General features: G+C 68.9%; 12 protein-coding genes. 9 read left to right on the top strand and 3 right to left on the bottom strand.

What is annotated here, in order from left to right:
- Positions 1-13 precede the first annotated feature (13 nt).
- Positions 14-2,416, bottom strand: a complete 2,403-nt coding sequence (locus tag PMI12_RS23325; protein ID WP_157632276.1) for a CHASE2 domain-containing protein — start codon at positions 2,414-2,416, stop codon at positions 14-16.
- 21 nt (positions 2,417-2,437) lie between these two features.
- Complete coding sequence (locus tag PMI12_RS23320; protein ID WP_007837353.1) at positions 2,438-3,172, bottom strand: response regulator transcription factor; 735 nt, start codon at positions 3,170-3,172, stop codon at positions 2,438-2,440.
- Positions 3,173-3,380: 208 nt separating this feature from the next.
- Here PMI12_RS23320 and PMI12_RS23315 point away from each other — a divergent pair, with 208 nt between their 5' ends.
- The 6 genes from PMI12_RS23315 to PMI12_RS23290 all read left to right on the top strand — a co-directional run bounded on the left by PMI12_RS23315 (position 3,381) and on the right by PMI12_RS23290 (position 23,593).
- On the top strand, positions 3,381-4,361 hold the full coding sequence (locus PMI12_RS23315; RefSeq protein ID WP_237726164.1) for a LysR family transcriptional regulator: 981 nt from the start codon (positions 3,381-3,383) through the stop codon (positions 4,359-4,361).
- Between the two features lie 485 nt (positions 4,362-4,846).
- Complete coding sequence (locus PMI12_RS23310) at positions 4,847-5,410, top strand: DUF11 domain-containing protein (protein ID WP_007837347.1); 564 nt, start codon at positions 4,847-4,849, stop codon at positions 5,408-5,410.
- Between the two features lie 128 nt (positions 5,411-5,538).
- On the top strand, positions 5,539-8,451 hold the full coding sequence (locus PMI12_RS23305) for a beta strand repeat-containing protein (protein ID WP_007837346.1): 2,913 nt from the start codon (positions 5,539-5,541) through the stop codon (positions 8,449-8,451).
- 208 nt (positions 8,452-8,659) lie between these two features.
- The gene (locus tag PMI12_RS23300) at positions 8,660-15,892 is read left to right on the top strand and encodes a DUF11 domain-containing protein (RefSeq protein ID WP_007837343.1); all 7,233 of its coding nucleotides are present in this window, start codon (positions 8,660-8,662) and stop codon (positions 15,890-15,892) included.
- Positions 15,873-22,781: a beta strand repeat-containing protein gene (locus PMI12_RS23295; RefSeq protein WP_007837342.1), complete on the top strand. Its 6,909-nt coding sequence runs from the start codon at positions 15,873-15,875 to the stop codon at positions 22,779-22,781. Before PMI12_RS23300 ends, PMI12_RS23295 begins: the two co-directional genes overlap by 20 nt.
- Before the next feature lie 83 nt (positions 22,782-22,864).
- Positions 22,865-23,593, top strand: coding sequence for a glutathione S-transferase (locus tag PMI12_RS23290; RefSeq protein WP_007837340.1), 729 nt, complete (start codon positions 22,865-22,867; stop codon positions 23,591-23,593).
- Here the strand turns inward: PMI12_RS23290 and rsmI are convergent.
- Entirely contained in the window at positions 23,590-24,540 is a 951-nt protein-coding gene (rsmI, locus tag PMI12_RS23285; protein ID WP_007837339.1) for a 16S rRNA (cytidine(1402)-2'-O)-methyltransferase, read from the bottom strand. The genes PMI12_RS23290 and rsmI overlap by 4 nt on opposite strands.
- Before the next feature lie 46 nt (positions 24,541-24,586).
- On the opposite strand from rsmI, the gene PMI12_RS23280 reads away from it, so the two are divergent.
- The 3 genes from PMI12_RS23280 to PMI12_RS23270 all read left to right on the top strand — a co-directional run bounded on the left by PMI12_RS23280 (position 24,587) and on the right by PMI12_RS23270 (position 26,541).
- Complete coding sequence (locus PMI12_RS23280) at positions 24,587-24,964, top strand: YraN family protein (RefSeq protein ID WP_007837338.1); 378 nt, start codon at positions 24,587-24,589, stop codon at positions 24,962-24,964.
- Between the two features lie 129 nt (positions 24,965-25,093).
- Positions 25,094-25,738, top strand: coding sequence for an SIS domain-containing protein (locus tag PMI12_RS23275; RefSeq protein ID WP_007837337.1), 645 nt, complete (start codon positions 25,094-25,096; stop codon positions 25,736-25,738).
- Positions 25,735-26,541: a BON domain-containing protein gene (locus PMI12_RS23270; RefSeq protein ID WP_007837336.1), complete on the top strand. Its 807-nt coding sequence runs from the start codon at positions 25,735-25,737 to the stop codon at positions 26,539-26,541. The genes PMI12_RS23275 and PMI12_RS23270 overlap by 4 nt, the downstream gene beginning before the upstream one ends.
- The last annotated feature ends 87 nt before the right edge of the window (positions 26,542-26,628 follow it).

Below are 26,628 nucleotides of genomic sequence, written 5' to 3'. Positions count from 1 at the left end.
CCGCCGCACGATTTCAGGGCAAGCTGCCGCGAAGCGGAAGGCTGATCCAGAAGGTCGTGCCCGCGCCGGCCGCACTCGCGGCCTCGATGTGCCCGCCATGGCGCCGCAGCACCGTGCGCACCACCGCAAAGCCCAGTCCCATGCCCCGGCGCCTGATGGGTGCATGGGGTTCGTCGGCCGAACCATGCGTCACCTCGTCGTTGCTGCGCGGCGGCCGCGTTCCGTTCAGGAGGCCGTTCAGTTGCGCATGGGACATGCCCTCGCCGTCGTCGCTGACCGCGATGAAGGCCCGCGCATCTTCCTCTGCCCCGGCGCCGGGCTCGGCCGCGAGGCACAGCGTGATGCGCCCGCCCGCGGCGCTGTGGCGAATGGCGTTGTTCAGCAGGTTCACGATCGCGCGAGTGAGCAGCACACCGTCGGCATGCATGGCGAGTTCATCGGCGTCGCTGATGCGGGTCTCGATCTGCACCTGGCTGGCGCGCGCATACGGCCAGACCTGGTCGCGCGCGTCGAGCAGCACGGTGCCGAGGTGGGTGTCTTCCATGCTGTAGTCGTCGGAGCCTGCTTCCACGAAGTCCATGAATCCTTCCGCCAGGCTCACGGTGCGCTCGGCTTCGCGGCGCACCGCGTGCAGCAGCACGTCGATGCTTTCCGTGGGCCTGTGCATCGACAGCAGGCTGAGGATCGTCATCTGGGGGCTGCGCAGATCGTGCGACAGCAGGCGGCGCCATTCTTCCCGCTGGTTCTGCGCCTCGCGCTCGGCGGTCATTTCGGGCAGCACGACGATCCAGTTGCGATCGCCGGCTTCGGTGGTGCCGAAGGCTTCGGCTTCGAGCTGAAAGATGCGGCCGTCGGATGTCCGGTACTCGCGCCGCAGATCCTCGCTCCAGTGGGCGCCGACGGCTTCGATGCCCTCGCTCGCAACGCCGCCAAGGCTGCCGAGCAGGGTCGGCAGGTGCATGCCGTGGGGCGGCCGTGCCGGGGCGTGCATGGTGGCGCGCAAGGTTTCGTCGAGCAGTCGCTGCGCCGCGGCATTGCTCGAGCCGATGCAGCCGGTGTCATCGCAGATCAGCACGGCTGCCGGCATGATCTGGAGCGCCTCGTCCATCAGCGTCTGCATGCGGCCGATTCGCGCAATCGCGCGGTCGAGCGCCTGCTGCGGATTTGCCGGCGGAGCCTGCATCGGGAGGGCCAGGGCCGCCAGCGCCTGGAAAGCGCTCGCTGGCAGGCTGTCGAGTGTTCTCGCGCGCTGGCGGAAGTAGACGAACTGCGATTCGAGCCGGCGCCAACTCCACAGCAGGTAGAGCGCCAGCATGCCGAGGATGGGGGCCGCCGGCGGCAGCCACCAGTGCAGCAACGGCATGGCCAGCACGCAGAGCAGCAGCCACGAGAGCGCGAGGCCGGAAATGAATACCAGCGCATGGCGCCTGGCATGCACCAGGAGCAACAGCACCAGCCAGATCGGCAAGGTGGTCCAGGCGGCATATGCCAGCGGTGCCGGCATGCGCACGTTGCGGCCGTGCAGCAGTCCGTCGATCAGGTTGGCATGCACCTCGATGCCCGGCAGTGCGGCGACGCCCGCGTTCGGCGTCGGCACCTGGCCGCCCAGGCCGTGCGCCGTGGCGCCGACCAGCAGCAGCTTGCCCTGCAGCAGCGCGGCCGGCACCTCGCCGCGCAGAACGCTCGCATAGGACACCGTGCGGTAGCTGCCCCGGGCCCCGGCGAAGAACATGCGCACGGGTTGCTCGTGCTTCCAGGCGCCAGGCGCGATCGCTGCAGGCTCGGCTTCGAGCTCGGCCGCCGACCCGTACCCGGCCATCAGCGCGCCCACGTAATATTGACCACGGCCAGCCGGACCTTCGCGCAGATACAGCGTGCGCGACACGCCGTCCCCATCGAGCGCCAGCTCCGCATGGCCGACACCGCGCGCATGGGCGGCGAACACCGGCAAGGGCGGCAGGAAGCCCGACCAGCGGCCCGGCGAAGGCGCAGTGCCGCTGTCGCGCAGCATCGGCAGGTAGACGGGCAAGCGATCCATGGCCCGGGCCAATTGCTCGTCGTCTCCGGCATCGGGGCTGGGTTCTGTCAGGAACAGATTGAGCAGCACTGCTCGGGGTGCTGCCGGTGCGAGTTGCTCCAGAAGCCGTGCATAGGTTTCGCGCCGCCAGGGCCAGCGTCCCAACTCGCGCAAGCTTCGCTCGTCGATCGCAATGATCAGGATGTCCGGCGACGGCGGGGGCGCGGCGAGCGGCAGCACGGAGTCGTAGACCATCGTGTCGAGCATTTGCAGCCAGCCGGGCCGATCGACGAGCCACAGCATGGCGGCGGGCAGCAGCAGCGCAATCAGCAGCCGCGCGACCATTGCACGTGCGCGCGTTCGGGTGGGGAGGCGCTCGCGATCACTCGATCGCTGCATCGAGTTTCGCGGGTCCACGGTTCAGGCGGCCGCTTCCAGCGTGGCGTCGAGGCAATAGCCTCGCCCATAGACCGTGCGCAAGGTGAGCCCCTGCGCGGCTTCGAGCTCGAGCTTGTTGCGCAGCCGGTAGATGTGCATGTCCAGCGTGCGCGAGGGCAGGTCTCCGTCGTAGCCTGCGCTTTCGAGCAGGTGCGCGCGCGAAACCACGTGGCCGATGTTCTGGAACAGCATCAGCGCGAGCTTGAACTCGCGGCTCGAAAGTTCCTGGCGCCGCGGCGGTGCGCCGTCGTCGTGCTCCGGATGGATCAGAACGCTGTGCGAAACCTGGTCGAACTCCCAGCGCCCGAAATGTCTCCGGTCGGACGGCTCGAGCGAGTGGCTTCTCTTCAGCAGGCGCTGCAGGCGCGCCCGCAGTTCCAGCAGGCGCACAGGCTTGACCATGTAGTCGTCGGCGCCGAGGCCCAGGGCTTTTGCCACGTCGCGCTCCGAAGACCGCGAGCTCAGCATCAGGACGGGCACCGGGCTCTTCTGCCAGGTGCGCAGCCACTGCAGCAGCTCGGCGCCGTCAAGCCCCGGCACGTTCCAGTCCAGCACGATCAGGTCGAAGGTTTCGCGGCGCAGCGTTCTCTGCAGCGAAAGCCCGTCGGCGAACGCAACGCAGGTGCTGGTGACGTCTCCCTGCGTGAACTGCTCTTGCAGCACGCGGACCAATTGAGCCAACTGGTCGGGCTCGTCTTCGAGTACGGCGATACGCATGAGTTCGGTTGTCGGTGTCCGGTACCGAATGCGGAGCCTCGACTGCGAGCGGCTGCAGCCTTGGCGCCCACGAAGACTGGCGGTGACCAGGCAAATGAAGTGAGTGGTAACAACTGTTAATAGTTTATCACCAAATCTCACATTTGTAAGACGAACCAAATCGCTCTTGAGACCATCCAGGCATGGGAAGCCATTGGATCACTGAGAGATGATGAAGATGTCTTTAAATGATGTTGACGTTCGAGCCGAAAATCCGAATTCGAAGTCGAGCGCGCAGGATTTGATATTGCCGGATGTCCGCCTTTTCGTGAAAGCGGTTGAGGCCGGGGGCTTGACGCACGCAGCCGGGGCGCTGGGAATTCCCAAAGCCACCGCATCCAGGCAGCTCAAAAGACTTGAATCGACGCTCGGGCATTTATTGATGCACCGCAGTGCGCATCGATTTGGATTGACCGACGAAGGGCGCTCTTTTTTATCGGCTGCGCGTGACATTCTTATCGCGGTCGACGATGCAATGGCGCAGCGCGCGAGCACGAGCGACGACCTCAGGGGGCGGCTTCGCGTCTCGGCCTCCAGCTATTTCGGCCGGGCTCTGCTGGCGCCGCATCTTCCCGCTTTCATGGCCGCGCATCCCCGGCTCGAAATCACGGTGCGCCTGGGATCCCACAAGGTGGATCTTTCCCGCGAGGAGGCCGACGTGCTCATCCGGGCGAGCCGCGAAGGGTGCGAAGACCTCGTGGCGCGCCGCGTCGCGAGCGAGCCGCTCGTGCTATGCGCAGCGCCGTCCTACCTCGAACGGCGTCCCCAAATCAAGGATCTGGAAGACCTGGCGCAGCACACTTTCCTGACGTGCGACACCGAGCGCGCCGGCCAGGAAATGATCATTCCGATTGTTTCCCGAGAGCACAGCGTGCAGCCCATCGGCCTGTTCCGCTCCAACGATCCGGAATTGCTTTTGAGGCTTGCCTGCGCGGGCAAGGGCATTGCCTTGATTCCCCTGATTCTGGCAAAACCCAATATAGAAGACGGATCGCTTCAGGTTGCATTTCCGACGCTCGAATTGAGGCCGATGGAATTCGATCTCATGTATCTCCCGGGCAAGCGAAATTCCCGGAAGGTTAGGGCTTTTGCCGATTACCTGCTTGGCGCCCTGAAGCAGCCGGCCGGTCGCCCGTCGTCGGGTGCTTGAAGGAAATGCGCTTTTTTCACATTTTTTCCGCAAAGTCGTTGACTGCTATTCCGCGCGCGCTGTTGTGCGTTTGCGTCAACCAGCGATGCCGTGACCGACCTCTCTCGATGACGAAATTTGGAGGCAAAAGTGAGGGAATTGAGGGAATTTAGCCCGATTTTCTAGAGGCCCGTGCTTGGTTGTTCTGGCTGGAACCATGGGTCCCGATCCAAAAGTGGAACTTTTCTAGTAGAAAAATGGTAGATCACTTACATAATTAACGGTTGGAAATAAATGTATCAACTGGGCCGAAGGCGAGCCCTTCCTGCCCCTGAATCGCAAAGAAATTCCTGTCCCTTGCAGCCCGAGCTGCTGTTTCCCTCGCCGGCGATGGACCGGCATGCCTGTGACTTTCGAACCCGGAGCAAGCATTCGTGCCCACTGAAAAATCTACTCAATCCTTTTTCCGCCCCCGCACGGGCGGTTTCCCGGGACTTGCGGTCCGCATGGCGGCCGGCGTGCTCATGGCGGCCTGCCTGATGGCGCCTGCGGCGGCGCAGCGCGTCGCCTCGCCGGAGGCTGGTGCCGGCAGCAAGACCGTTGCCGTAGCGCTCACGCAGCACAAGGTCGTGAAAACCGCCGACGGCAAGGAGCAACTGCTGGAAGCCTCCTCGGTGAAGCCGGGCGACATCCTCGAATACCGCGCCACGTACACCAACAACACCGGCAAGGCGGTTTCCGGCCTGGTTGCCGACCTGCCGATTCCCGAGGGGCTCGAATACCTGCCCCGCAGTGCCAAGCCCGGCGCGGCGCTGGTCAAGGCGGCCGCCAAGGATGGCGTCTACGGGGCCGAGCCGTTGATGCGCAAGGCCGACGGCAACAAGACCGAACCGGTGCCCTACAGCGACTACCGCGCGCTGCGCTGGACGCTCGGCCAGCTGCCCGCCAACGGCGTGACTGCCGTGAGCGCGCGCGCCAAGGTCGAGGTCGTCGTGCCGCCTGCTCCCAAGGCCGCCGCCGCGGCAGTGCAGGCACCCGCCGTCACGGTGCAGCCCGCTCCCGCGCGCTGATCACCCGGACAGCGGTCTCTTTCTTGGGTTCATTCCGCTGATCACACGCAACCCGGCTGATGTTCCGTTCGCGGACGGGGCCGGGATTTTTTTGTCCCTTTTTTTGACAACAACCGAGGAGAAACCACGTGAGTCCCATCTTGCCAGCCAAGGGCGTCGGCTTCAGGCCGAACGCCACCTGGGCGGGCGCCGCAGTTTTGTCGCTGGGCTTCCTGTTCGGAAGCTCGAGCGTCCTTGCCGCGCCGCCGCCCGCCAACACCGTCATCGGTAACCAGGCTTCGGCCACCTATTCGGATTCCGCCGGGACAACGCAGCTGGCAACCTCCAACCTGGTGCAGACCACGGTGCAGCAGGTGGGCTCCTTCACGCTGGACACGGTCAACCAGGTCACGACCACGGTCGTCAACACCAAGCTGGGTGCCGCGGGCTCGGTGGTCTACGCGCCACACACCCTGACCAACACCGGCAACGGCACGGACAGCTTCACCATCACGGTGGACGCCGATACCAACGCTTTCTCGAAGGTCGAGGTCTACCCCGACACCAACGGCGACGGCGTACCCGACGGCACCACGCCGCTGTGTACCGCCACCTCCGCCGCGGTCTGCAACGTGCCCGCGCAGAACGTGCCGGGCAACAACGGCACCTTCCAGTTCGTGGTGGCGTACACCATTCCTGGCACGGCCACCACGCCGACGACGCCTTTCGACACGGCCACCATCACTGCCGTTCCCGGCACGCCGGCCTTGTACACGGCGCCGAACACCTCGGCGGCGGACAAGGACCAGGTGAACCTGACCACCGTGGCTGCGTTCAATGCCACCAAGTCGATCGGTGCTCCGGCTGTCGCCGGTCCCGGCGGCGCGGCCTGGCCGCTCGCGAGCACCGGCGGTCCGCGTTCCTCGTCGGCTACCTGCTCGACGACGTGGGCGGCCGGCCTGGCTTCGAGCGCCACCTGCAAGTACACGGTCTACACGCTCAGTTTCAACAACACCGGCGGAGCGCCCGGCAAGTTCGCCCTGTCGGACACGCTGCCATCGGGCCTCACGTACGTTGCGGGCTCCGCCGTCTGGAGCAGTGCACCAGGCGTCGCGCTGGGTGACGGTGCCGCCGGCGATCCGGCCGGCATCGACTTCCAGGTGACCGGCAACACGCTGAACGCCGTGGTCGCTTCGCTGGGCCAGAACGTCACGCAGACGATCAGCTTCGTGGTGCTGGTGAACAACACGGCGGTGGTCGGCACCTCGACCACCACCAACGTGGGCCAGTACAACCCGACCGATTCCCCGGCCGCCACGGCCGCGGCCATCGGCACCCTGGGTTCGAGCACCAATCCGGCGGCCTACACGGTCACGGCCAGCTACGGCATCGTGCTGGGTACCAACCCCTCGACGGCTGCGACGGCGGTCGACACGGTGGCTGGCACGCCCAACGGCACCGCGGCGGACACCACCACGCGGCCTTCGGTCGTTGCCGGCGGCAGCGTCAAGTTCGCGCAGACCGTGTTCAACGCCGGCAGCGGCGTGGACAGCGTCAACCTGAGCATCGCGAACGGGACTTTCCCGGCAGGCACGACCTTCCTGCTGTTCGCGGCCGACGGCGTGACGCCGCTGCTCGATACCACGGGCGACGGCGTTCCCGACACCGGCCCGATTCCGGTCGGCGGCAGCGTCAACGTCGTCGTGCAGGCCAATGTGCCGGCCAGCGCCACGGTAGGTTCCGGTCCGTTCGACGCGGTCGTCACCGGCCGCTCCGCGGGCGATGCGACCAAGCTCGATGCGACGCTCGACCGCGTCACGGTGGTTGTCGGTTCACTCGTCGACCTGACCAACAGCGCTGCCGGTACTGGTTCCGGTTCGGTCGGCGGCGGTGACCTTGGCCCGGGCCCGAGCCCGCAGCCGACCACGACCAACACCACGCCAGCGGGCACCGGCACGATCTTCACGCTGTTCGTCAAGAACAACGATGGAACCGGCCCTGCAACGCAAACCTACAGCCTGGCAGCCAGCCAGTCGACCAGCTTCCCGGGCACGCTGCCGGCGGGCTGGAGCGTGAAGTTCGTGGCCGCGGGCGGTACCTGTACCGCTGCAGCGATCACCAGTGTGTCCGTGGCTGCCGGCGCGCAGCAGCAGGTCGACGCCTGCGTGACGCCGCCTGCAACGCAGACGCCGGTGACCGCCCAGGCGATCTACTTCCGCGTGCAATCCACTGCCGTGGCATCGACCGGCGTGCTCGTGTCCGACGTCAAGCTCGACGCCGTGACCGTGACCACCGCACAGACGCTGGGCGCAACGCTCACGCCGAACAACGTCGGCCAGGTCGCTCCCGGCGGCACGGTCGTCTATGCGCACACGCTGACCAACACCGGCAACCAGAGCTGCGGCGCGTACCAGCTCACGGCCACCGTGCCGGCGGGCGATGCCACGCTGGGCTGGACCACCGCGATCTACCTCGACGTCAATGGCGACGGCCAGATCAATGCGGGCGACACCCTGGTCACCGGCCCGATCGCAGGGCCGCTCGCGGCCGGTGCAACGCAGAAGCTGCTGGTGCGCGTGTTCGCTCCGGGCGGTGCCAGCGCGGGCGCGACCGACACCGCGACCGTGACGGCGACGTTCACGGACCCGGCCCCGAACTGCGGCGCGCCGTCGGCCACCGACGTCAGCACCGTGATCACGGGCCAGCTGCGCGTCGTCAAGGCGCAGGCCCCCGACGTCGCCTGCGACGGCACGGCGGACGCCGCCTTCGCCGCGACGCCCCTGTCGCTGAAGCCCGGCCAGTGCATCGTCTACCAGATCGTTGCCACCAACGAAGGCAGCGCGCCGGTCACCAACATCGCGATCAACGATGCGGCGCCCGCGTACACCACGATGAGCCCCACGCAGCCCCCGGTGGCCACGCGGTGCGTCTCCACGGGTGTGAGCGGAACGGCCCTGGCCTACGCGCAGACCGCCACCGCGGTGAGCTGCGGCAGCGCGGCCAACACCGTGGCCCCGAGCGGCACGGCCACCCTGACCTTCGCCGTACGGATCAACCAGTGATGCGCGATTGAGTCGCCGGCGGGCCTCGGGGTCCGCCGGCTTTGAGCGAAGCGCCGCCCTGTCGGCCGCGCTTCGCCTTTTTCCCCTGCCGCTTTCGTGCGCCGTGCATGCGCATCGGCGCGGAAGCGGCAGCGGAAAAAGATCCAGTCATTCACGGCCCGGAGGGGCCGACGGAAGGTTTCGCGGAGTGCAATTCTTGTCTGATTCAATGAGCGTGAGCGGCAGCTCGCATCGATGGCGCCGCGCCCGCGCCACGCTCGCGATCGGGCTGGCATTCATCCTTGCTCCGGCTGCGGTGCTGGCCGCCCCCGCCCCCGGCGGCACCGTGATCCGCAACGTGGCAACGGCCACCTACGTGCCGGCCGGATTTGCCCAGACCGAAACTTCCAGCTCCAACAGCGTGGTGGCGAACGTGCTGCCGGTCGAGGCGCTGGTGCTGACGCAGGACCAGACCGTCACGCGTCCGCCCGCCACCGTCGTCACGCTGAGCCACCTGCTCACCAACACCGGCAACGTGCCGTCGAGCTACATGCTGGGCTTTGCCAACAACGCCGGCGGCTGCGCGGCCGACACGCTGGACCTTTCGGCCCTGCGGGTGGTGCGCGACACCAACAACAACGGCGTGGTGGACCCCGCCGATCCGGTGCTTCCGCTCGGCGCCGGCGGTGCGCTGGCGCTGCAGCCCGGCGAGACGGCCGCGCTGCTGGTGCAGGGAACGATCCCGGCGAGCGCGAACGGTGTCGCCTGCGCCGCATTGACGGCCACCACCGCGCTGCAGAACCTGAGCGCCACCAACCGCGACGTCGTGACCGTCGGCGACGTCGCGGTGATCTCCATCACCAAGGCCGCGAGCTATCCCGGCATCGTCGTGCCGGGGCAGACGCGCATCGACTTCACCGTTTCCGGCACCAACATCGGCGCCCGCGATGCGCAGCCCGCCAACAGCGCCGCGCCGGGCGGCACGCCGGTGCTGGTGAACGGCGCGCCGGCCAGCCTCGTGCTGGTGCGCGACCTGGTGCCAGCCGGCACGCAGTACATCGCCGGCACGCTGCAGAGCACTGCCGCGGGCGCGGTGCGCCTGTTCCGCCTGCCGGGCGATCCGGCCTTCAGCTACCGCACCGCGGACGATGCCGCCGCGATCGAGGTGGCGATCGGCGTGCCCACTCCCGTGTCGCGCAATGCATCGATCGCGATGCAGTTCGCCGTGCGGGTCAGGCCGGACCAGACCGGCGACATCCGCAACACCGCGCAGAGCTACTACAACGACGGCGTCGCGCTGGCGGTGTCGCCGTCCAACACGGTGCTCATCACCACGAGCCAGAGCCGCATCGGCGTTGCCAAGGCCGCGTCGGCGCCGCGCCCGAACCGCGGCGCCGATGGCCTGCTCGACGGAACCGCCACGGTTCGCTTCAGCGTGGACATCCGCAACTACGGCGCCGTGTGGCTCTACGGCGTGCAGGCGGCCGACCTGCTCGAAGGCAGCGGTGCCACTCAGTTCGGCAGCTACACGACCGCGGCGGTACCGGGGCCGAACCAGTACACGGTGGTGGCCGGCTCGATCGGCATCGCGGGCAACCAGGGCAATGGCGTGAGCGGCACCGTGGCTGCGGCCAACGCTGCCTTCACCGGCACGCCGGCCGCGCAGAACCTGCTGGCACCCGGGGCCGTGCTGCCGGTCGGGGCGCGGTTCACGGTGCAGTTCGATCTGCGCATCAACCTCAGCGGCCGCACCGGCACGCTGCTGAACAGCGTGCGCGCACAGGGCGCGCTCACGCCCGGCGGCGCGCCCGTGGCTTTCGACGATTCGGTCGATGGCGCCGACCCGGACCCGGACGGCGACGGCAACCCGAACAACAACAGCTCGCCGACGCCAGTGTCCATGGAGCTTCCCTCGCTCACGCTCGTGAAGAGTGTCTCGCTGCCGCGGCGCATCGGGCAGGGCGTGTACGAACTCGACTACCGGCTGCTGGTCACCAACACCGGTATCGCCCCGGCACCGCACGTGCGCGTGATCGACAACCTGAACTGCACCTTCGACATGGACAAGCCGGACGGCTCGGTCGCGTCCTGGGAGCTGGTCGGTGCGCCCAAGGCGCGCAGCGGACTGCTCGACGTCGCGGGAAGCTTCACCGGCCGTGCTACCTGCAACCGCGGCGCGCTCGCCAGCAGCGATCCCTTCCAGCTGCCGACCGAGGCGGTGCTCAGCCTGAGCGACGGCAACCGCGGCCTGGCGCCCGGCCAGAGCGAGCAGATCGGCTTCACGGTGCGCATCACCGAGAAGGCCGGTGCGGTGGGCAGCCGCGTGGCGGTCACCAACAAGGCCTGGGCCGCGGCCTTCGACCAGAACACCATCAACGTCACGCCCGCCATGCTGGTGGCGGCCAGCGCGAGCTCGGTGCAGTCGCTGCTGGCCGATCCGGCAGGCACGGTCTACAACGCGGTGACGCGCGAGCCCGTTGCCGGCGCGCTGGTCACCTTCACGCGGCAGTCCTGCAGCAGCGGGGCCGCGACGCCGATCACGGCGGGGGAGATCTTCGGCGGCTCGTCGGGCGCCTATACATTCAATACGAACGGCAGCGTCTCGATGACCACGGGCGCCGACGGCAGCTACCAGTTCTTCCTGCAGTCGCCGCCGGTCACCGGCATGTGCACCTACTCGCTCGGCGTGGTGCCGCCGGCGGGCACCGGCTATGTCTACCCGTCGCAGCTGATCCCGGTCACGGCCGGCACTTTCTCGGGCTGCGGCCAGATCGCGCCCAACGCCACGCCGCCCAAGGGTGCCGATCCGACGACCCACTACTTCTCCGTCAACGCCGGCTTCAATGCCTCGGGCGCGGCTTGCGACATCGTGCACAACCACATCCCGCTCGACCCGGGCAACGTGCTCGGGCTGGTGCTGCGCAAGGACGGCAGCAAGCGCCAGGTGGAGTTCGGCGACTTCATCGACTACGCACTGACCGTGACCAACAAGACCGGATTCCCGGTCACCGGCGTGCGCTTCAGCGACAGCCTGCCGCCGGGCTTCGCCTATGTGGCCAACAGTGCGCGCCTCAACACCGCCGCGGCCGGCAACCCGGCGGGCGGCGCGGGCCCGCAACTGGTCTTCGACTACCCGACGCTCACCCTCGGTATCGACCAGGCGGCCGTGGTGCGCTACCGCGTGCGCATCGGCGTGGGTGCGCCCACCAATGGCGACGCCGTCAATCGTGCGCGCGCCTATTCGGGGCCGCTGCAGTCCAACCTCGCGAACTGGACGGTACGCGTCACGGGCGGCGTGTTTTCCGACGACGCCTTCCTGTTCGGCAAGGTCTACATGGACTGCAAGGCGGACGGCAGGCAGGAAGGCGCCGACGAGATCGGCGTGCCCGGCGTGCGCCTGTTCATGGAGGACGGCACCAACGTCGTCACCGACGTGGAGGGCAAGTGGAGCCTCTACGGCCTCAAGCCGCTCACCCACGTGCTGCGCCTGGACCAGACCACGCTGCCGCCCGGCGCCCGCCTGGAGCTGCTGGACAACCGCAATGCCGGCCGCCCCGAGAGCCGATTCGTCGACCTGAAGAAGGGGGAGTTCCACAAGGCCAACTTCATCATCGGCAATTGCGGCGACCAGGCCGTGGTGGCCGACGTGGTGGCGCGCCGCGCCGCCATTGCCGCGATCCCGGACACCGAGGCCGAGGCCCAGGTGCGGCTGCGCCTGAATCCGGAAGGACAGATCGTTGCAGTGGGCGATCTCCGCTCGCTGCCGGCCAGCGGCCAGGCGCTTGCGAGCGGCAGCAGCGGCTCGACCATGGCGTCGTCGGCGCCGCTGATCGCGATGCCCGATGCGCCGGCCAACGCCAGCAGCTTCGTCGGTGCCGCGTCGGGCAGCATGAGCGGCACGCTGGGCGCCACCGCGCCGGCGGCCGCGACCCCGGCAGGAAGCCTGTTCGCCGCGCTCAACGGCCTGCCGGCCGCTGCGCAGGGCGCTTCGGCCGCGGGTGGCGCGGCGGCCGGCATCGGCGCCTTCGCCAGCCGGCCCGTCAACACCTCCGCCGCCATGCTGGCGCCGCGCAGCGCGCCGCTGCTGCCGCAGGCCGCGCCCAGCCCGATCGAGCTGGAAGTGCTGCTGCCCGAGCTCGACGGCAACGCCCTCGGCTTCCTCGGCCTGAAGGAAGGCGACACCGTTCCCGGCCAGTCGATCAACGTGCGCGTCAAGGGCGAGTCCGGCGTGGCGCTGCGCCTCTCGGTCAACGGCCAGGCGATCGACGAACGACGCGTCGGCAAGAAGACGCAGCTGCCGTCGAAGAGCATCGGCGCCTGGGAATACGTCGGCGTGGTGCTGCAGCCCGGGGCCAACCGCCTGCAGCTCGACGCGGTGGACGATTTCGGCAACGTGCGCGCCACGCAGCGGATCGGCATCGTCGCGCCGGACAAGCTCGGCGCCATCCAGGTCGACTTGCCCGAGCTTGCATATGCCGACCTGCGCACCCCCGTGGCTGTCAAGGTGCGGCTGGTCGACGCGGCCGGCGTGCCGGTGACCGCGCGCACCCAACTCACCCTGGAGACGGACCGCGGCCGCTGGCTCGACGAGGACCTGAACCCCGCCGAACCGGGCACGCAGGTCTTCATGGACGGCGGCGCGGCGGAGTTCCGCCTGCTGCCGCCCGGCGAGCCGGGCGATGTGCGCCTGCGCGTGAGCGCCGGCAGCTTTGTGAAGGAAGTGCGGTTGGCGTTGCTGCCCGAGATGCGGCCGATGCTCGGCGTGGGCATTGTCGAAGGCGTGCTGGACTTCACCAGGCGCGGCAGCGTACCGCTCGGCGCCATGCCTGCCGGCGCCGCGTTCGAGGCAGAGTTGACGGGCCTTGCCGACGAGCGCAAGGACCGCCGCGCCGGCGCCCGCGCCGCCTTCTTCTTCAAGGGTGCCGTCAAGGGCGACTACCTGCTCACCGCCGCCTTCGATTCCGACAAGACGCGCGACGACCGGCTGTTCCGCGACATCCGGCCCGACGAGTTCTACCCGGTGTACGGCGACTCGTCGGTCAAGGGCTTCGACGCGCAGAGCACGCAAAAGCTCTACGTGCGCATCGACAAGAACCGCTCCTTCCTGCTGTACGGCGACTTCACCACCGCGAGCAGCACCGAGGTGCGCAACCTGAGCCAGAACAACCGCTCGCTGACCGGCCTCAAGCACGTGTACGAAGACCGCAATGTGCGCGCGACCAGCTATGTCTCGCGCACCGCGCAGACCCAGCAGGTGGAGGAATTCCGCGCCGTCGGCACTTCCGGCCCCTACTACCTGAGCGCCACCGGCGGCGAGTTCGTCGACAACAGCGAGCAGGTCGAGGTCGTGGTGCGCGACCGCAACCAGCCCGACGTCGTGCTGCAGCGCACGCCGGTCACGCGCTTCGTCGACTACACGGTCGAGCCGCTTACGCGCCGCATCCTGTTCACCCATGCGATCGCGTCGGCCGATGCCAACCTCAACCCGCAGTCGATCCGCGTCACGTACGAAGTCGACAGCGGAGGCCCCAAGTTCACGGTGGCCGGTACCGACGTGCAGGTCAAGGTGGCGGAGCGCCTGCAGCTGGGCGTGGTCGCCAGCACCGACCAGAATCCCGAGAACCACCGCAACCTGCGCGCCCTGACGGCGGTGGCCCGCATCGGCGACAACACCACGGCCGCGGCCGAGCTGGTTCGCACCGATTCCGATGCGAAGGGCAAGGGCGAGGGCACGCGCCTCGAAGTGCGTCACCAGGACGAGAAGCTCGCGGTCGTGGCGCTGGCCGGCAAGACCAGCGCGGGCTTCGACAACCCCGGCGCCAGCTTTTCCGCAGGCCGCACCGAAGCCTCCGTACGCGCCGAATACAAGATCGACGCAAGCACTGCGGTGCGCGCCGAGATGATCTACAGCAAGGACGCCCTGCTCGAAGGCGACCGCAAGGGCGCTACCGCGAGCGTGCAGAAGAAGTTCGGCGACACCCTGGTCGCCGAAGTGGGCCTGCGCCAAGGCCAGCGCAGCAGCGGCCTCGCCTCCGGCTCCGGATTCGACTACGGCGAGGTCTCCACCTCCAACGCAAGCCTCGGCAGCCGCGTGGGTGCCAACAACGTGACCGCACTCGGTGCGGCGGCCACCGCCAATGCCGACAGCGAGAGCCTGACCACCGTGCGCGCACGCCTGTCGGCGCAGGTGCCCGGCGTGCCGCTGGCCCAGGTCTTCGTCGAAGGCGAGCAGGACCTGCACGATTCCGCTCGCCGCACGCTGGCCGTTGGCGGCAACTACGCCATCACCGACAAAACCCGCGTCTACGGCCGCTATGAACTCGTCTCCAGCCTCTACGGCACCGACGGGCTGAGCGCGACGCAATCCAACAACGTCGGCATCCTGGGCATCGAGAGCAACTACATGGAGGGCGGCCGCGTCTACAACGAGTTCCGGCTCGCCGACAGCATCGACGGCCGGGCCGCGCAGGCGGCGACCGGCGTGCGCAACACCGTGAAGCTCACCGACCGCTTCAGCGTGACGGGCGGCCTCGAGCACACCCGCCAGCTGGGCGGCTACGCCAACAGCGCGAACAGCGGCACCGGCTATGCGGGCGGTCTCGGCCAGTCCACCGCCATCACCGCCGGGGTCGAGTACCTCACCGACACCTACAAGCTCAGCGGCATCCTCGAAGGACGCAAGGGTGACGATGCCGACACCCGGCTCTTCAGCGCCGGCTTCGGCTACAAGATCAGCCCCGCCTGGAGCCTGCTGGCGCGCAGCGTGGTGAGCGACAGCGAAGGGCAGGGCACCAATGCAGGCAACGAGCGCCACCTTCAGCGCCACCAGATCGGCATGGCCTACCGCCCGGTGGACACCGACAGCTGGAACGCGCTGCTGCGCTACGAGCGCCGCTCCGAGCGCATCGTGGGGGGCGGCAATGCGGCTGGCGCGTTGAACGGCGGCAGCGCCTTCGGCAGCGATTCCGGCAACAGGAGCCTGCCGGGCAGCACCAGCGCCGACATCGTCTCGGCCCACCTGAACTACAACCCGCAGCGCGGCAGCGTTCTCAGTGCGCGCTACGCGGGCAAGATCTCGCGCGCCGACGACGGTTTCCTGGCGAGCCGCTACTGGGCCCATCTGCTGCATGCGCGCTACACGCGCGACATCAACAAGGACTGGGACTTCGGCATGCAGGCCGGCGTGCTCTACGGCAAGGGCGGCGCGCTGCAGAAGACCGCGGGCGTCGAACTCGGCTACCAGGTGGCCAAGGACCTGTGGGTCTCGGCCGGCTACAACTTCGTCGGCCTGCGCGACCGCGAGCTGACGGCCAACGAATACACCAGCAAGGGTGCCTACATCCGGCTGCGCTTCAAGTTCGACGAGACGGGGTTGGGCTTCGCGTCGGCCAGCGCCCCCGCCGCATCGGCCTCTCGAAAAAACACGGATCAGGCAAGCGAACATGCAAAGACTCAAGATTAGGCTGCGCTCGCATGCGGCCGCCGCGCGGCGATGGCTGTTGCTCGCAGCCTGGCTGCTGTCCTTTCCGCTTCTCGGGCATGCGCAGCAGGTGCTCGTGCCGCAGGGGGCGGTAAGGCTCAACGGCACCGTGGTGGGCACCAACGCCGGCCAGGTCGTGCAGACGGTTTGCGCCAACGGCTTCCCCACAGGACTGACCATGTGGGAGCGCATCAACGGCCCCGAGGTCAGCGGCACCTTCGCCAACCTGACCGGCGGGTTGCGCGCGGTCGAATTCGGCTGCACGCCATTCACCGTGAGCGAAGGCGCGGGCGCGGCGACCATCGCGTTCGGCTCGTCGGCCTCGGCGGGATGGTGGGGCCGACCGATCAACGGCATGACGCAGCGCGGTCCCCAGGTCTGTCCGGCCGGTACCGTGATTGCCGTGCTCGGCGGCTTCGACCGCATGTTCAACGGCGCCTCGGGCAACATCTATCCGACGCAGATCACCTTCGTCTGCCGCCCGGTCATGGTCACCGCGGGCGACTGGTTCCAGGCGGCGTCCAGCGGCGGCGCGAACTTTACGCTGGGCCTCACCGCGGACGACGGCGGCACGGGGCCGGGCTCCGCGGTGCCCGGGCCCGTGAACGCCGAAAAGACGGTCTGCCCGTTTTCCGCGACGGGCACCTGCAGCGGCCTGGTCGATACCGGCGGCGGTGAACTGATCGACGGCTTCTCCGGCGTGAGCGGCAAGTTTCCCGATGCGCGCGTTTCGCAGCGCATCAGTTTCGTCAACTACGCGTGGGACCAGACGCTCGGCAGCAGCACGAACACGGCCGCCTGGCGCCCGAGCGTTGCCGGCGTGGTCTTTTATCCGCCGGGCGTTTCCAACAACACGGCGCGCTACCAGCAGACCTACGAGACCTACACCTCCGCGGGCACCAACTACAGCGGCAACGCCCTGGCGCCGACCGGGACCAACAGCAACAGCTACTCGAAGACCGGCACCTGCGCTACCGCGCACGCGCTCGGCACCAACGAGGACTACACCTGCTCGAACATCATCACCGGCCGTCCGGACCTGCAGGTACAGGTGGTCGTGCCGAGCGATGGCTGGACCAGCTACGGCCAGCAGCGCAACGTCAGGCTCATCGCCAAGAACTTCGGCCCTGCGCCGACCACGGGCTCGGACAATTCGACCGCGGTGCTGACCCTTCCGGCCGGATGGGACACGGGCACCTTGCCCGCCAACTGCGCGAAGGCCGGTTCGCCCGTGGTGGTGACCTGCCAGGTCAACCCCACGCCGCTGGCTGCTTCCAGCGGCCCGAACCTGACGGACGGCGGCGAGGTCGGCTTCGACATTCCCGTGTTCCCGCAGCCCAGCGTGGCGACCGGCAGCTACTCGGTTCCCAACGGCGCCAAGGTGTGCGTGCAGGCCGCGACGCCTGGCGCCACGCACTTCTGCACGGTGCCCAACGACGCGGATCCGAACAACGACGATGGCGTGAACGTCAATGAAACGGCGACCCTCGTGCTCGCCTACAACACGCCGCCCAAGGTGGCGCCCAGCATCACGACCACCGTGGTCTCGAACGGCGGCGTGGGGTCGTTCAGCTACCTCGGCAACAACGGCGCGGCCGCCAGCCCCATCGTCACGACTTCGCCAGGGGTCGGGGCCTCCGGACCCGCCAAGTTTCTGACCACGCCCGCAATCTCGACGTTCATCCTGCAGAGCTCCGCGCCAGCCGGCTTCGTGCTGACCGGCATCAGCTGTACCGGCATGGCGCCGGGCGGCACCGCGACCTACGATCTCTCGACCCGAAGAGTGACCTTCGATGCGGCCGCCACCGACTACGGCGCCACCATCTTCTGCACCTTCACCTACACCCGCGTGGCCGTGACCGTCAGCAAGGTCACCGAAGGCGGCACGGGCAGCTTCGGCTTCAGCGGCACCAATGGCTTCACCGCGCAGGGCATTGCGACCACAGCGGCCGGCACGCCCGTGGCCGGTGCGCAATCGGGCCTCACCACCGTGGGGGCTGCCACCACCATCACGGAAGACGCGCCGCCCGCCGGCTGGAGGCTCAAGAGCATCGTCTGCACCGGCATGGGCGCCGGCGGCACGGCCACGCCGGACCTCGCAACGAGGTCCGTTGCGCTGAATGCCGCTGCCACTGCGGCGGGCAGCAACATTGCCTGTACCTTCACCAACTCGATCGAGCCGCAGCTCAATCTGACCAAGACCGCCAGCGCGCCGAGCTTCGCAGTCGGCACGCCGGCCAGCTACACGCTGACACTCGCCAATACCGGCCCGGTCGCCACGACCGCCGTGACCACCATCAGCGATACGGTGCCTGCGACGCTGACGCTCGGCACCATGCCCGCCGGCTGCACTGCCACCGGACAGGCCGTGAGCTGCACGGTGCCCGCGGGGCTCGCGGCCACCACTGGCAGCGTCTCTTTCGTCATTCCGGTCACGCCGCTGGCCGGCGCGGTGCCGAGCGTGGACAACACCGCGACCGCCAGCGGCGGCGGCGATCCGGCCTGCAACGCCGCGGGCAACTGCACGAGCAGCGTGACGACCCCGGTGCTCGCGCAGCCCCGCATCACGGTGCGCAAGACCAAGACCAACGTGACGGGCACCCAGACCTTCGGCTACACGCTCACGGGTGTCACCAATCCGGCGGACAGCATCGACGTGACGGCGCTGTTCACGCCGCAGGCCTCGGCCACGGTCCATCTGGGCACGGCCGGAATCGCGGCGACGGTGCAGGAGTCGAGCGTGCCCGCGGGCTGGCCGGCCAATCCGGTCTCGGCGTCCTGCCTGGACTCGGCGGCCGCGACCAGCGGCAATCCCGCGACCGAGCTGGCGACGTTCGCCGGCAACACCGCGACCCTGCCCGCGAGCGCGATGCGGTCCGGCGCGGCCATCACCTGTACCTTCACCAACACCGCGGCCCCGGTGATTGCCGTGGACAAGACCGCGCCCGCGACCGTGGCAGCCGGCGGCAACATCGCCTACGGCCTGAACCTGGCCAACACGGGCGCGGTGGACTCGGGCACCTCGCTCGTCGTGAGCGAGCAGTTGCCGCCGGGCGTGGTGGCCACGTCGGCCGTGGCCGGCACCGGCGTCACCTCGGTGAACTGCGGCACGCTGCCCAGCGCCGCCGGTGCACTGCTCAGCTGCACGATGACGCTGCCTGCCGGCGGCATTCCGGCCTCCACCGGTGTGCGCGGCTTCACGCTGAACGCGACCGCGCCGATCGCGGCAACCGGCACGGTGCTCACCAACTACGCCAGTACCAGCACGAGCGGCGTTGGTGCGCCAGCCACGGCAGCCGGCGCGGGCTGCGTGTCCGGCAACGGCGTGAGCTGTGACAGCGCCCAGACGAGCATCGTCGTCGGCTCCGGCACCGCCAGCCAATCGGGCCTGCGCATCGTCACCGACAACCAGCTTGCCAACGGCGCGGCACAGGACGTGCTCGAGGTCTTCATCCGCGACGCGGCCGGCAACCCGGTTCAGGCCGGCACGGTGGTGAGCTTCGGCGCGACGCCGAACGTCGCCTTCAACGGCGGCGCGGTGGGCGCCGCCGGCAGCTGCACGACCACGGCGGCCGCGACCTGTCAGGTGACGGCCACCTCCACCGTGGCCGCCGTCTACAGCACGACACAGGTGACGGTGGGCGGCGCGGTCCTGAGCGGCAGCTTCAGCGTCGGCGCCAACAGCTACCTGCCCAGCCCGCAGCCCTACAGGTTCGGAACCATGCCGACGGTGACCATCCGCAAGACCTCGCTCGGCGGCACCGGCACCTTCAGCTTCACGGGCACCAACGGCCTGGCGGCGACCCAGAACATCACGACCACGGTGGACGGTACGCCGGCCAGCGCGGCGACGCGTTCGCTCGCGGCAGCCAACACCGCCACGACCATCACCGAGGGCGTGCCGCCGGGGACCTATGCGCTGGTCGATGCCTCCTGCACCGGCATGGGCGCCGGCGGGACGGCCTCGCGCAACGGACGCGTGCTCACCCTGGACGCAGCCGCGACCGCGCCCGGCAGCAACATCGTCTGTACCTTCACCAACACCGCCGACACCAATCCGCCTTCGCCGCCCATCGCGCCGACGGTGATGTGCTCGACCAATGCGGCGATCTTCAACACGGGCTTCGACGGCCCGGTCGGACCACCGCTGACGACGGGCCGCGATCCGGTGTGGGAGTCGGGTATCGGCGCGGCGACGGGCGGGCCCGGCACCGTCGCCACCTGGGCGCGCTCCTACGTCGGCAACAAGGCGCCGACGGCCTGGATCGCCTCGCCCTTCGGCAATGCCAACTGGATCTCGCAGTACCAGACCACGCACGCCGGCAATGTCGACATCTACCACCGCTTCACCTTCAACATGGCGGCGTCGGTCAACCCGGCGAGCTTTTCTTTGAAGCTGGACTTCTATTCCGACAATTCGGTCGCCGAGATCTACGTCAACGGCGTGCTGCAGAGCGTTGGAGGCGTGCCGCAGGGCGGGGCGACCCCGTACACCTTCCGCGGCTTCGACCCGGGTGCCGCGGCCAGCGCGACGCTGGCGAGCAACTGGCAGTCCGGGTCGAACACGGTGGTCGTCCACATCAAGAGCGGCGCCCCCTACCAGGGCTTTCTCGCCCAGGCGACCACCAGCGCGCTCTGTTCGCCGGCCACGGTCACCTTGCAGAAGACCACGACCGGCGGCACCGGCGGCCCCTTCAACTTCACGTTGACCAACACCACCCAGGCAGCCGGCAGCGTCAGCACCGTGGCCGCCGGCACGCCGGCGCAGGTGGACGGCAACACGGCAGCCGCGGGCACGCAGGCCTTCACCGCCAGCTCGAACGGCGCGGTCATCAGCATCACCGAAGCCGCGGTGCCCGGCTGGAACCTGGCCGGTGCAACCTGTACCGACGCGGGCACGCCGGTGGGCAGCCTGGGCACCGGGGCGAGCGGCCGGACCTACACGATCCCGGCGGCCAGCGTGCAGCTGGGCAAGTCGCTGCAATGCGTGTTCACGAATGCCGCATCTGCGAGCGTGACCATCCGCAAGGTTTCCGTGGGCACCACCGGCACCTTCGGCTTCACGGGCGACAACGGCCTGGCGGCGCAGAGCATCACCACCACGGCCGCCGGCACGCCCGCCGCGGGCGCGGCCCAGACCCTGACCACGCCCGGCGTGGCGACGACCATCACGGAAGATCCGCTGCCGGCCGACTACGTGCTGACGGCCATCAGCTGTACCGGCCTGGGTGCCGGCGGAGCCGCCACGCCCGATCTGCCGAACCGCAAGGTGACGCTGAACGCCGCCGCCACGGCACCGGGCAGCAACATCGCGTGTACCTTCACCAACACCTATTCGCCGCCGTTTCCCCGGGTCCAGATCGTCAAGACCACCGTCGGCGGCGTCGGCGCCAATCTCTTCGGCTTTGCGCTCAGCGGCCTTTCAACGGCGACCGACAGCATCACCGTGACGGGCGAAGGCAGCGCGAACGGCGCCGCCAACATCACGGGCACCGCAGGAACCGGCGTCACCATCCGGGAAAGCTCGCCGGACGGCTGGCCCGCCAATCCGATGAGCGCCAGCTGCGTGGACGCGAACAGCGGCACGCCGACCGCCAAGTTCGGCACGCTCACGGGCAACCAGCTGAGCATTCCTGCTGCCAACATGGTGGCCGGGGCGGCCATCACCTGCACCTTCGTCAATGGCTACCCCAGGAGCGTGACCGGCCGGGTGTTCCTGGACAACGGCGTGGGCGCCGGAATCGCCAACGACGGCCTGATCAACGGCGGCGAGGCCGGCATCCCTGGCATCACCGTGCGCTTGACCGATTGCGGCGCCACCACGCTCGCAACGACGATCACGAACGGCAGCGGGCAGTACGCGCTGGGAGCGCCCCTCGGTCTCGGCTTGAACGATCCGGTGTGCGTGGAAGAGACCAACGCCGCTTCGCGCATCTCCACGGGCGCCTCGCTGGGCAGCGTCCCGCTGCGCTCCGGCCAGGCCGTCGCCATCGCCGGCATCAGCTACACCTACACCCGCAGCGGCACGCCGGATCGCATCGCCTTCACCTGGAACGGCACCGGCCACGCGGGGCTCAACTTCGGCGACGTGGACCGCAACACGCTCGCGGCCGACGGCGCGAAGACCGGCCAGCCCGGCAGCACGGTGAGCTATCCGCACACCTTCATGGCCCGGACCGCGGGTGCCGTGAGTTTCGACATCCCGAGCTCGATCGACACGCCTGCCGTCAGCGGCTGGAGCGGGAAGATCTTTGCCGACGTGGGCTGCACCGGTTCGCTGCAGGCGGGCGCCGCACTGCTGTACCCGCCGGCCGCGCCGGTGAACGTCGTGGCCGGGCAGAGCGTCTGCATCCTGATGCAGGAGTTCATTCCCGCCAACGCGGCGACCGGCAACGGCAACGCCAGCGTCGTGCAGGCCAGCTTCGTGTTCACCAATGCCGGCCCGGCCCTGAGCGCCACCTACACGGTGACCGACACCACGACCGTCTCGACCAGCGCGCTGGAGCTCAAGAAGGAAGTGCGCAACGTGACGCAGGGTGGCAGCTTCGGCATCAACAACCAGGCGAAGCCTGGAGAGGTGCTGGAGTACCGCATCACCTACACCAACAACGGCTCCAGCCCGATCAGCGGCATGACGGTCAACGACACGACGCCGCAGTTCACCGCCTTCGTCACGGCGCAGGCGGGCACGACGCCGGCGACACTCGCGAACTGCCAGAAGCGCACGCCCGCCAATCCGATTCCGGCGGCCACGGAGGCTTGCGCAACGGCGCAGACCGCGGGAGGCACGGGGGCGCTGAGCTGGCAATTCACGGGACCGCTGGACCCGGGTGCTTCGGGGGCTGTGCTTTTCACGGTCAAGGTGAACTGAGGCCGAAGAGATGCGGGCCGAATAATCCGGCGCTGCCGGCGGGCGCGATTGCAACCGCCCCGGCCTCATGACACCATGCCCGCATGCCCTACCAACTGCATTACTGGCCCACCATCCAGGGCCGCGGCGAATTCGTGCGGCTCGCGCTCGAGGCGGCCGGTGCCGACTACGTCGACGTGGCGCGCCTGCCTGAAGCCGAGGGCGGCGGCGAGTCCGCGCTGGGCCGGCGGCTGGGCGACCCCGACAGCGCGCGGCCCGCGTTCGCGCCGCCCTTCCTCGTCGACGGCGACATCGTGGTCGGACAGACGGCCGCGATCCTGCTCTACCTCGGGCCCCGGCTCGGGCTGTCGGGCGTGGGCGAATCAGACGGACTGTGGACGCACCAGCTGCAGCTCACCATTGCCGACGTGGTCGCCGAGGCGCACGACACGCACCATCCGATCTCGACCGGCGCCTACTACGAAGACCAGCGCGACGCGGCCGTGCTGCGCGCACAGGCCTTTCGCAACGAGCGCATCCCCAAGTTCCTGAACTGGTTCGAGCGCGTGCTGCAGCGCAACCCGGCGGGCAGCCTGCACCTGGTGGGCGACGTGCTGACCTATGCAGACCTGTCGCTGTTCCAGCTGGTGGACGGTCTGCACTACGCGTTCCCGAAGGCCACGGCGCGGGCGCTGGCTGCAACGCCCGCGGTCGAGAAGCTGCATGCCAACGTCAGGCGGCGGCAGCGCGTGCACGACTACCTGCAGAGCCCGCGCCGCGTCGCGTTCAACGAGGACGGCATCTTCAGGCGCTACGCTGAATTGGACGGCTAGCCTTCCCCGGCCTCGTTGCGTATGCGCAGCGCCAATTCATACAGCGTGTTGCGCGGCGCGCCGCTGATCTCTGCAGCCAGCTTCACCGCCGTTTTCACCGGCAGTTCCGCCATCAACAGGCGCAGCACGCGTTCGCCTTCCGCGCCGCCGTCGCCGCTCACCGCCACCGGGTGCAGCACCAGCGCGAACTCGCCGCGAATGCGGTCGCGGTCGGCGCCGAACCAGTCGGGCAGGGCGCTGGCCGCCACCGTCGCGATTTCCTCGAACTGCTTGGTGAGCTCGCGGCCCACGGTGATGCGGCGCTCGCCCAGCGTGGCCAGTGCGCGCGCGAGGTTCTCGATGCGGTGCGGTGCTTCGAGCAGTACCACGGCGCGCGGCTCCTGCGACAGCGCCTGCACGGCCGTGTCGCGCTCGCCGGCCTTGCTCGGCAGGAAGCCCGCGAAGACGAAGGCACTGCTGCTGGCGTTGGCGTCGCCGCCTTCGGCCACCAGGCCCGCCGCGCCCACCAGGGTGGTCACGCTGCTCGCACCGGGCAGCGGCAGCACGCGCTGCCCGGCCGCGCGCACGGCCGCAGCGAGCCGCGCGCCGGGGTCGCTCACGCCGGGCGTGCCGGCGTCGCTGACGTAGGCGATGCGCTCGCCCTGCGCGAGCCGCGCGACCACGGCCTGTGCGGCCTCGGCCTCGTTGTGCTGGTGCACCGCCAGCAGTTGTGCGCCGGGGCGGTCGATGCCGTAGGCGCGCAGCAGGCTTTGCGTGTGGCGCGTGTCCTCGCAGGCGATGGCGTCCACCAGCTGCAGCACATGCAGCGCGCGCAGCGTGATGTCGGCCAGGTTGCCGATGGGCGTGGCGACCACGTAGAGCGTGCCCTGTGGATAATGCTGCGCACCCGCGGCGTCGCGCGCGGCCGCGAGGGCGGCGCCGAATGAAGCAGGGGCGAGTGAAGCCAAGGGGTTTCTCCGTCAGAACGAACAAGAAGATTGCAGGCAGGGAGCCATGAAGACAGACACCACAACGAAGCATCGCGGCGATGCGGCGGAAGACGCCGCGCTCGACCATCTGCAGGACGCCGGCCTCGTGCTGGTCGCGCGCAATTATCGGACGCCCGGGCGCGGCGGCGGCGAGATCGACCTGATCATGCGCGATCCGCGCCATTCGCCGCAGGGCACCCTGGTGTTCGTCGAGGTCCGCCAGCGCAGCACCGGCACGCACGGCGGCGCGGGCGGCAGCATCACCGGACTGAAGCAGCGACGCATCGTGTTCGCCGCGCAGCATTACCTGAGCCGGCTGCGCACGGTACCGCCATGCCGTTTCGACGTGGTGCTGGTCGAAGAGACAATCACCTGGCTCCCGGGCGCCTTCGACGCGAGTTGATCCAATCGAACACCCGTGGAGCAACCCATCCCATGCCGGGCACCCGCAAGTGACACGAAGTGCGCGGAGATTCGGGATGGGGCATTTCAAAACGTCTTGTTTCACAACCCCCAGTTATCATCCCGCCTCATGCTCGAGCAACGGATTCAGCAGCACTTCATCGACAGTGCCGACCTCAAGTACCAGACCGGACCGGTCCTCAGCAAACCCATCTCTCAAGCGATGCAGGCCATCCTGGCGTGCGTGACCAGCGGCGGCAAGGTGCTCGCCTGCGGTGCTGGCGTGTCGGGGCTGCTGGCGGCCCAGTTCGCCGCGCAGTTCGTGGGCCGCTTCGAACGCGAGCGGCCCGAGCTCGGCGCCATCGCGCTGCCCGGGGACACCACCGACCCCGAGGCCGACAGCGCGAGCGCGACGGACGTCGACCGCTTCGCCCGCCAGGTGCGCGCGCTCGGCCAGGCCGGCGACGTGCTGCTGGCGTTGAGCGCCAGCGGACAGTCGGCGTCGGTGCTTGCCGCGGTGGCAGCCGCGCACGAACGCGACATGACCGTGGTCGCGCTGCTCGGCAACGCCGTCTCGGGGGCGCCCTCGGCGCCGGCTGCGGGCAGCAGCGGTTCGGGCGGCGCCATCGGCCGTGCGCTGCGCGAGACCGATGTCCAGATCAGCGTGCCGCACGAGCGTGCGGCGCGCATCCACGAAATCCACCAGATCGCGCTGCATTGCCTGTGCGACGGCGTGGATGCCCAGTTACTCGGAGAACAGGAAGCTTCCTCATGACCATGACGACCATGACGATGACATCATCGACCCGGCGTTTCGCCCTGGCCCTCACCCTGGGTGCCGCGCTGGTCGCCGGCCTTTCCGCCTGCGTGCCGCTCGTCGTGGGCGGTGCGGCCGTGATGGGCGTGGGCATGGTGGCCACCGACCGCCGCAGCTCCGGCGCGCAGCTGGACGACCAGGGCATCGAGTTGCGCGCCGCGGCCCGCGTGCGCGACATCGCCAACGACCAGATGTACGTGAGCGTCACCAGCTACAACCGCCAGGTGCTGCTGACGGGCGCCGTGGGCAGCGAAGCCGACCGCCGCCGCGTCGAGGAGGAAGTGAGCCGCATCGTGAACGTGCGCTCGGTGGTGAACGAGCTGACCGTCGGCTCCTCGAGCACCTTCCAGGACCGCTCGAACGACCTCTACATCACCGGCAAGGTGAAGGCCTCGCTGCTCGACGCCAAGGACATCTTCGCCAATTCCTTCAAGGTGGTGACCGAGCGCGGCGTGGTCTACCTGATGGGCATCGCGACGCGGCGCGAAACCGACCGCGCCACCGACATCACGCGCGGTGTGTCGGGCGTGGTGAAGGTCGTGCGCGTGGTCGAGGTCGTGAGCGAGGCGGATCTGGCGGCCAGCCAGGCGGCAAACCAGGCTGCGGCGCAGCGCGGCGGCACGGGTCCGGCGCCGGTGACCTCGGCAACGCCGTCCGCGCCTTCGCCGTCGCCAGCGCCTTCTTCCTCCAGCTCGCGCGTGCCGCTGCCGCCGATGGAGCCGCTGCCCGCAAGCGGCGCGACGACGTCGCCGATCCGCTGAAGAACGAGCGCCGAACCAAAAATGCCCGCTGCTCGTCGCAGGCATTTTTCGTGGAACACCGCGGAACCGGCTTTGCCGGGCCGCAGG

This window comes from Variovorax sp. CF313 (assembly GCF_000282635.1).
Taxonomy (GTDB): Bacteria; Pseudomonadota; Gammaproteobacteria; order Burkholderiales; family Burkholderiaceae_C; genus Variovorax.
The sequence above is the reverse complement of the archived record's forward strand: the minus strand, read 5'-3'. Positions and strand labels throughout refer to the sequence as shown.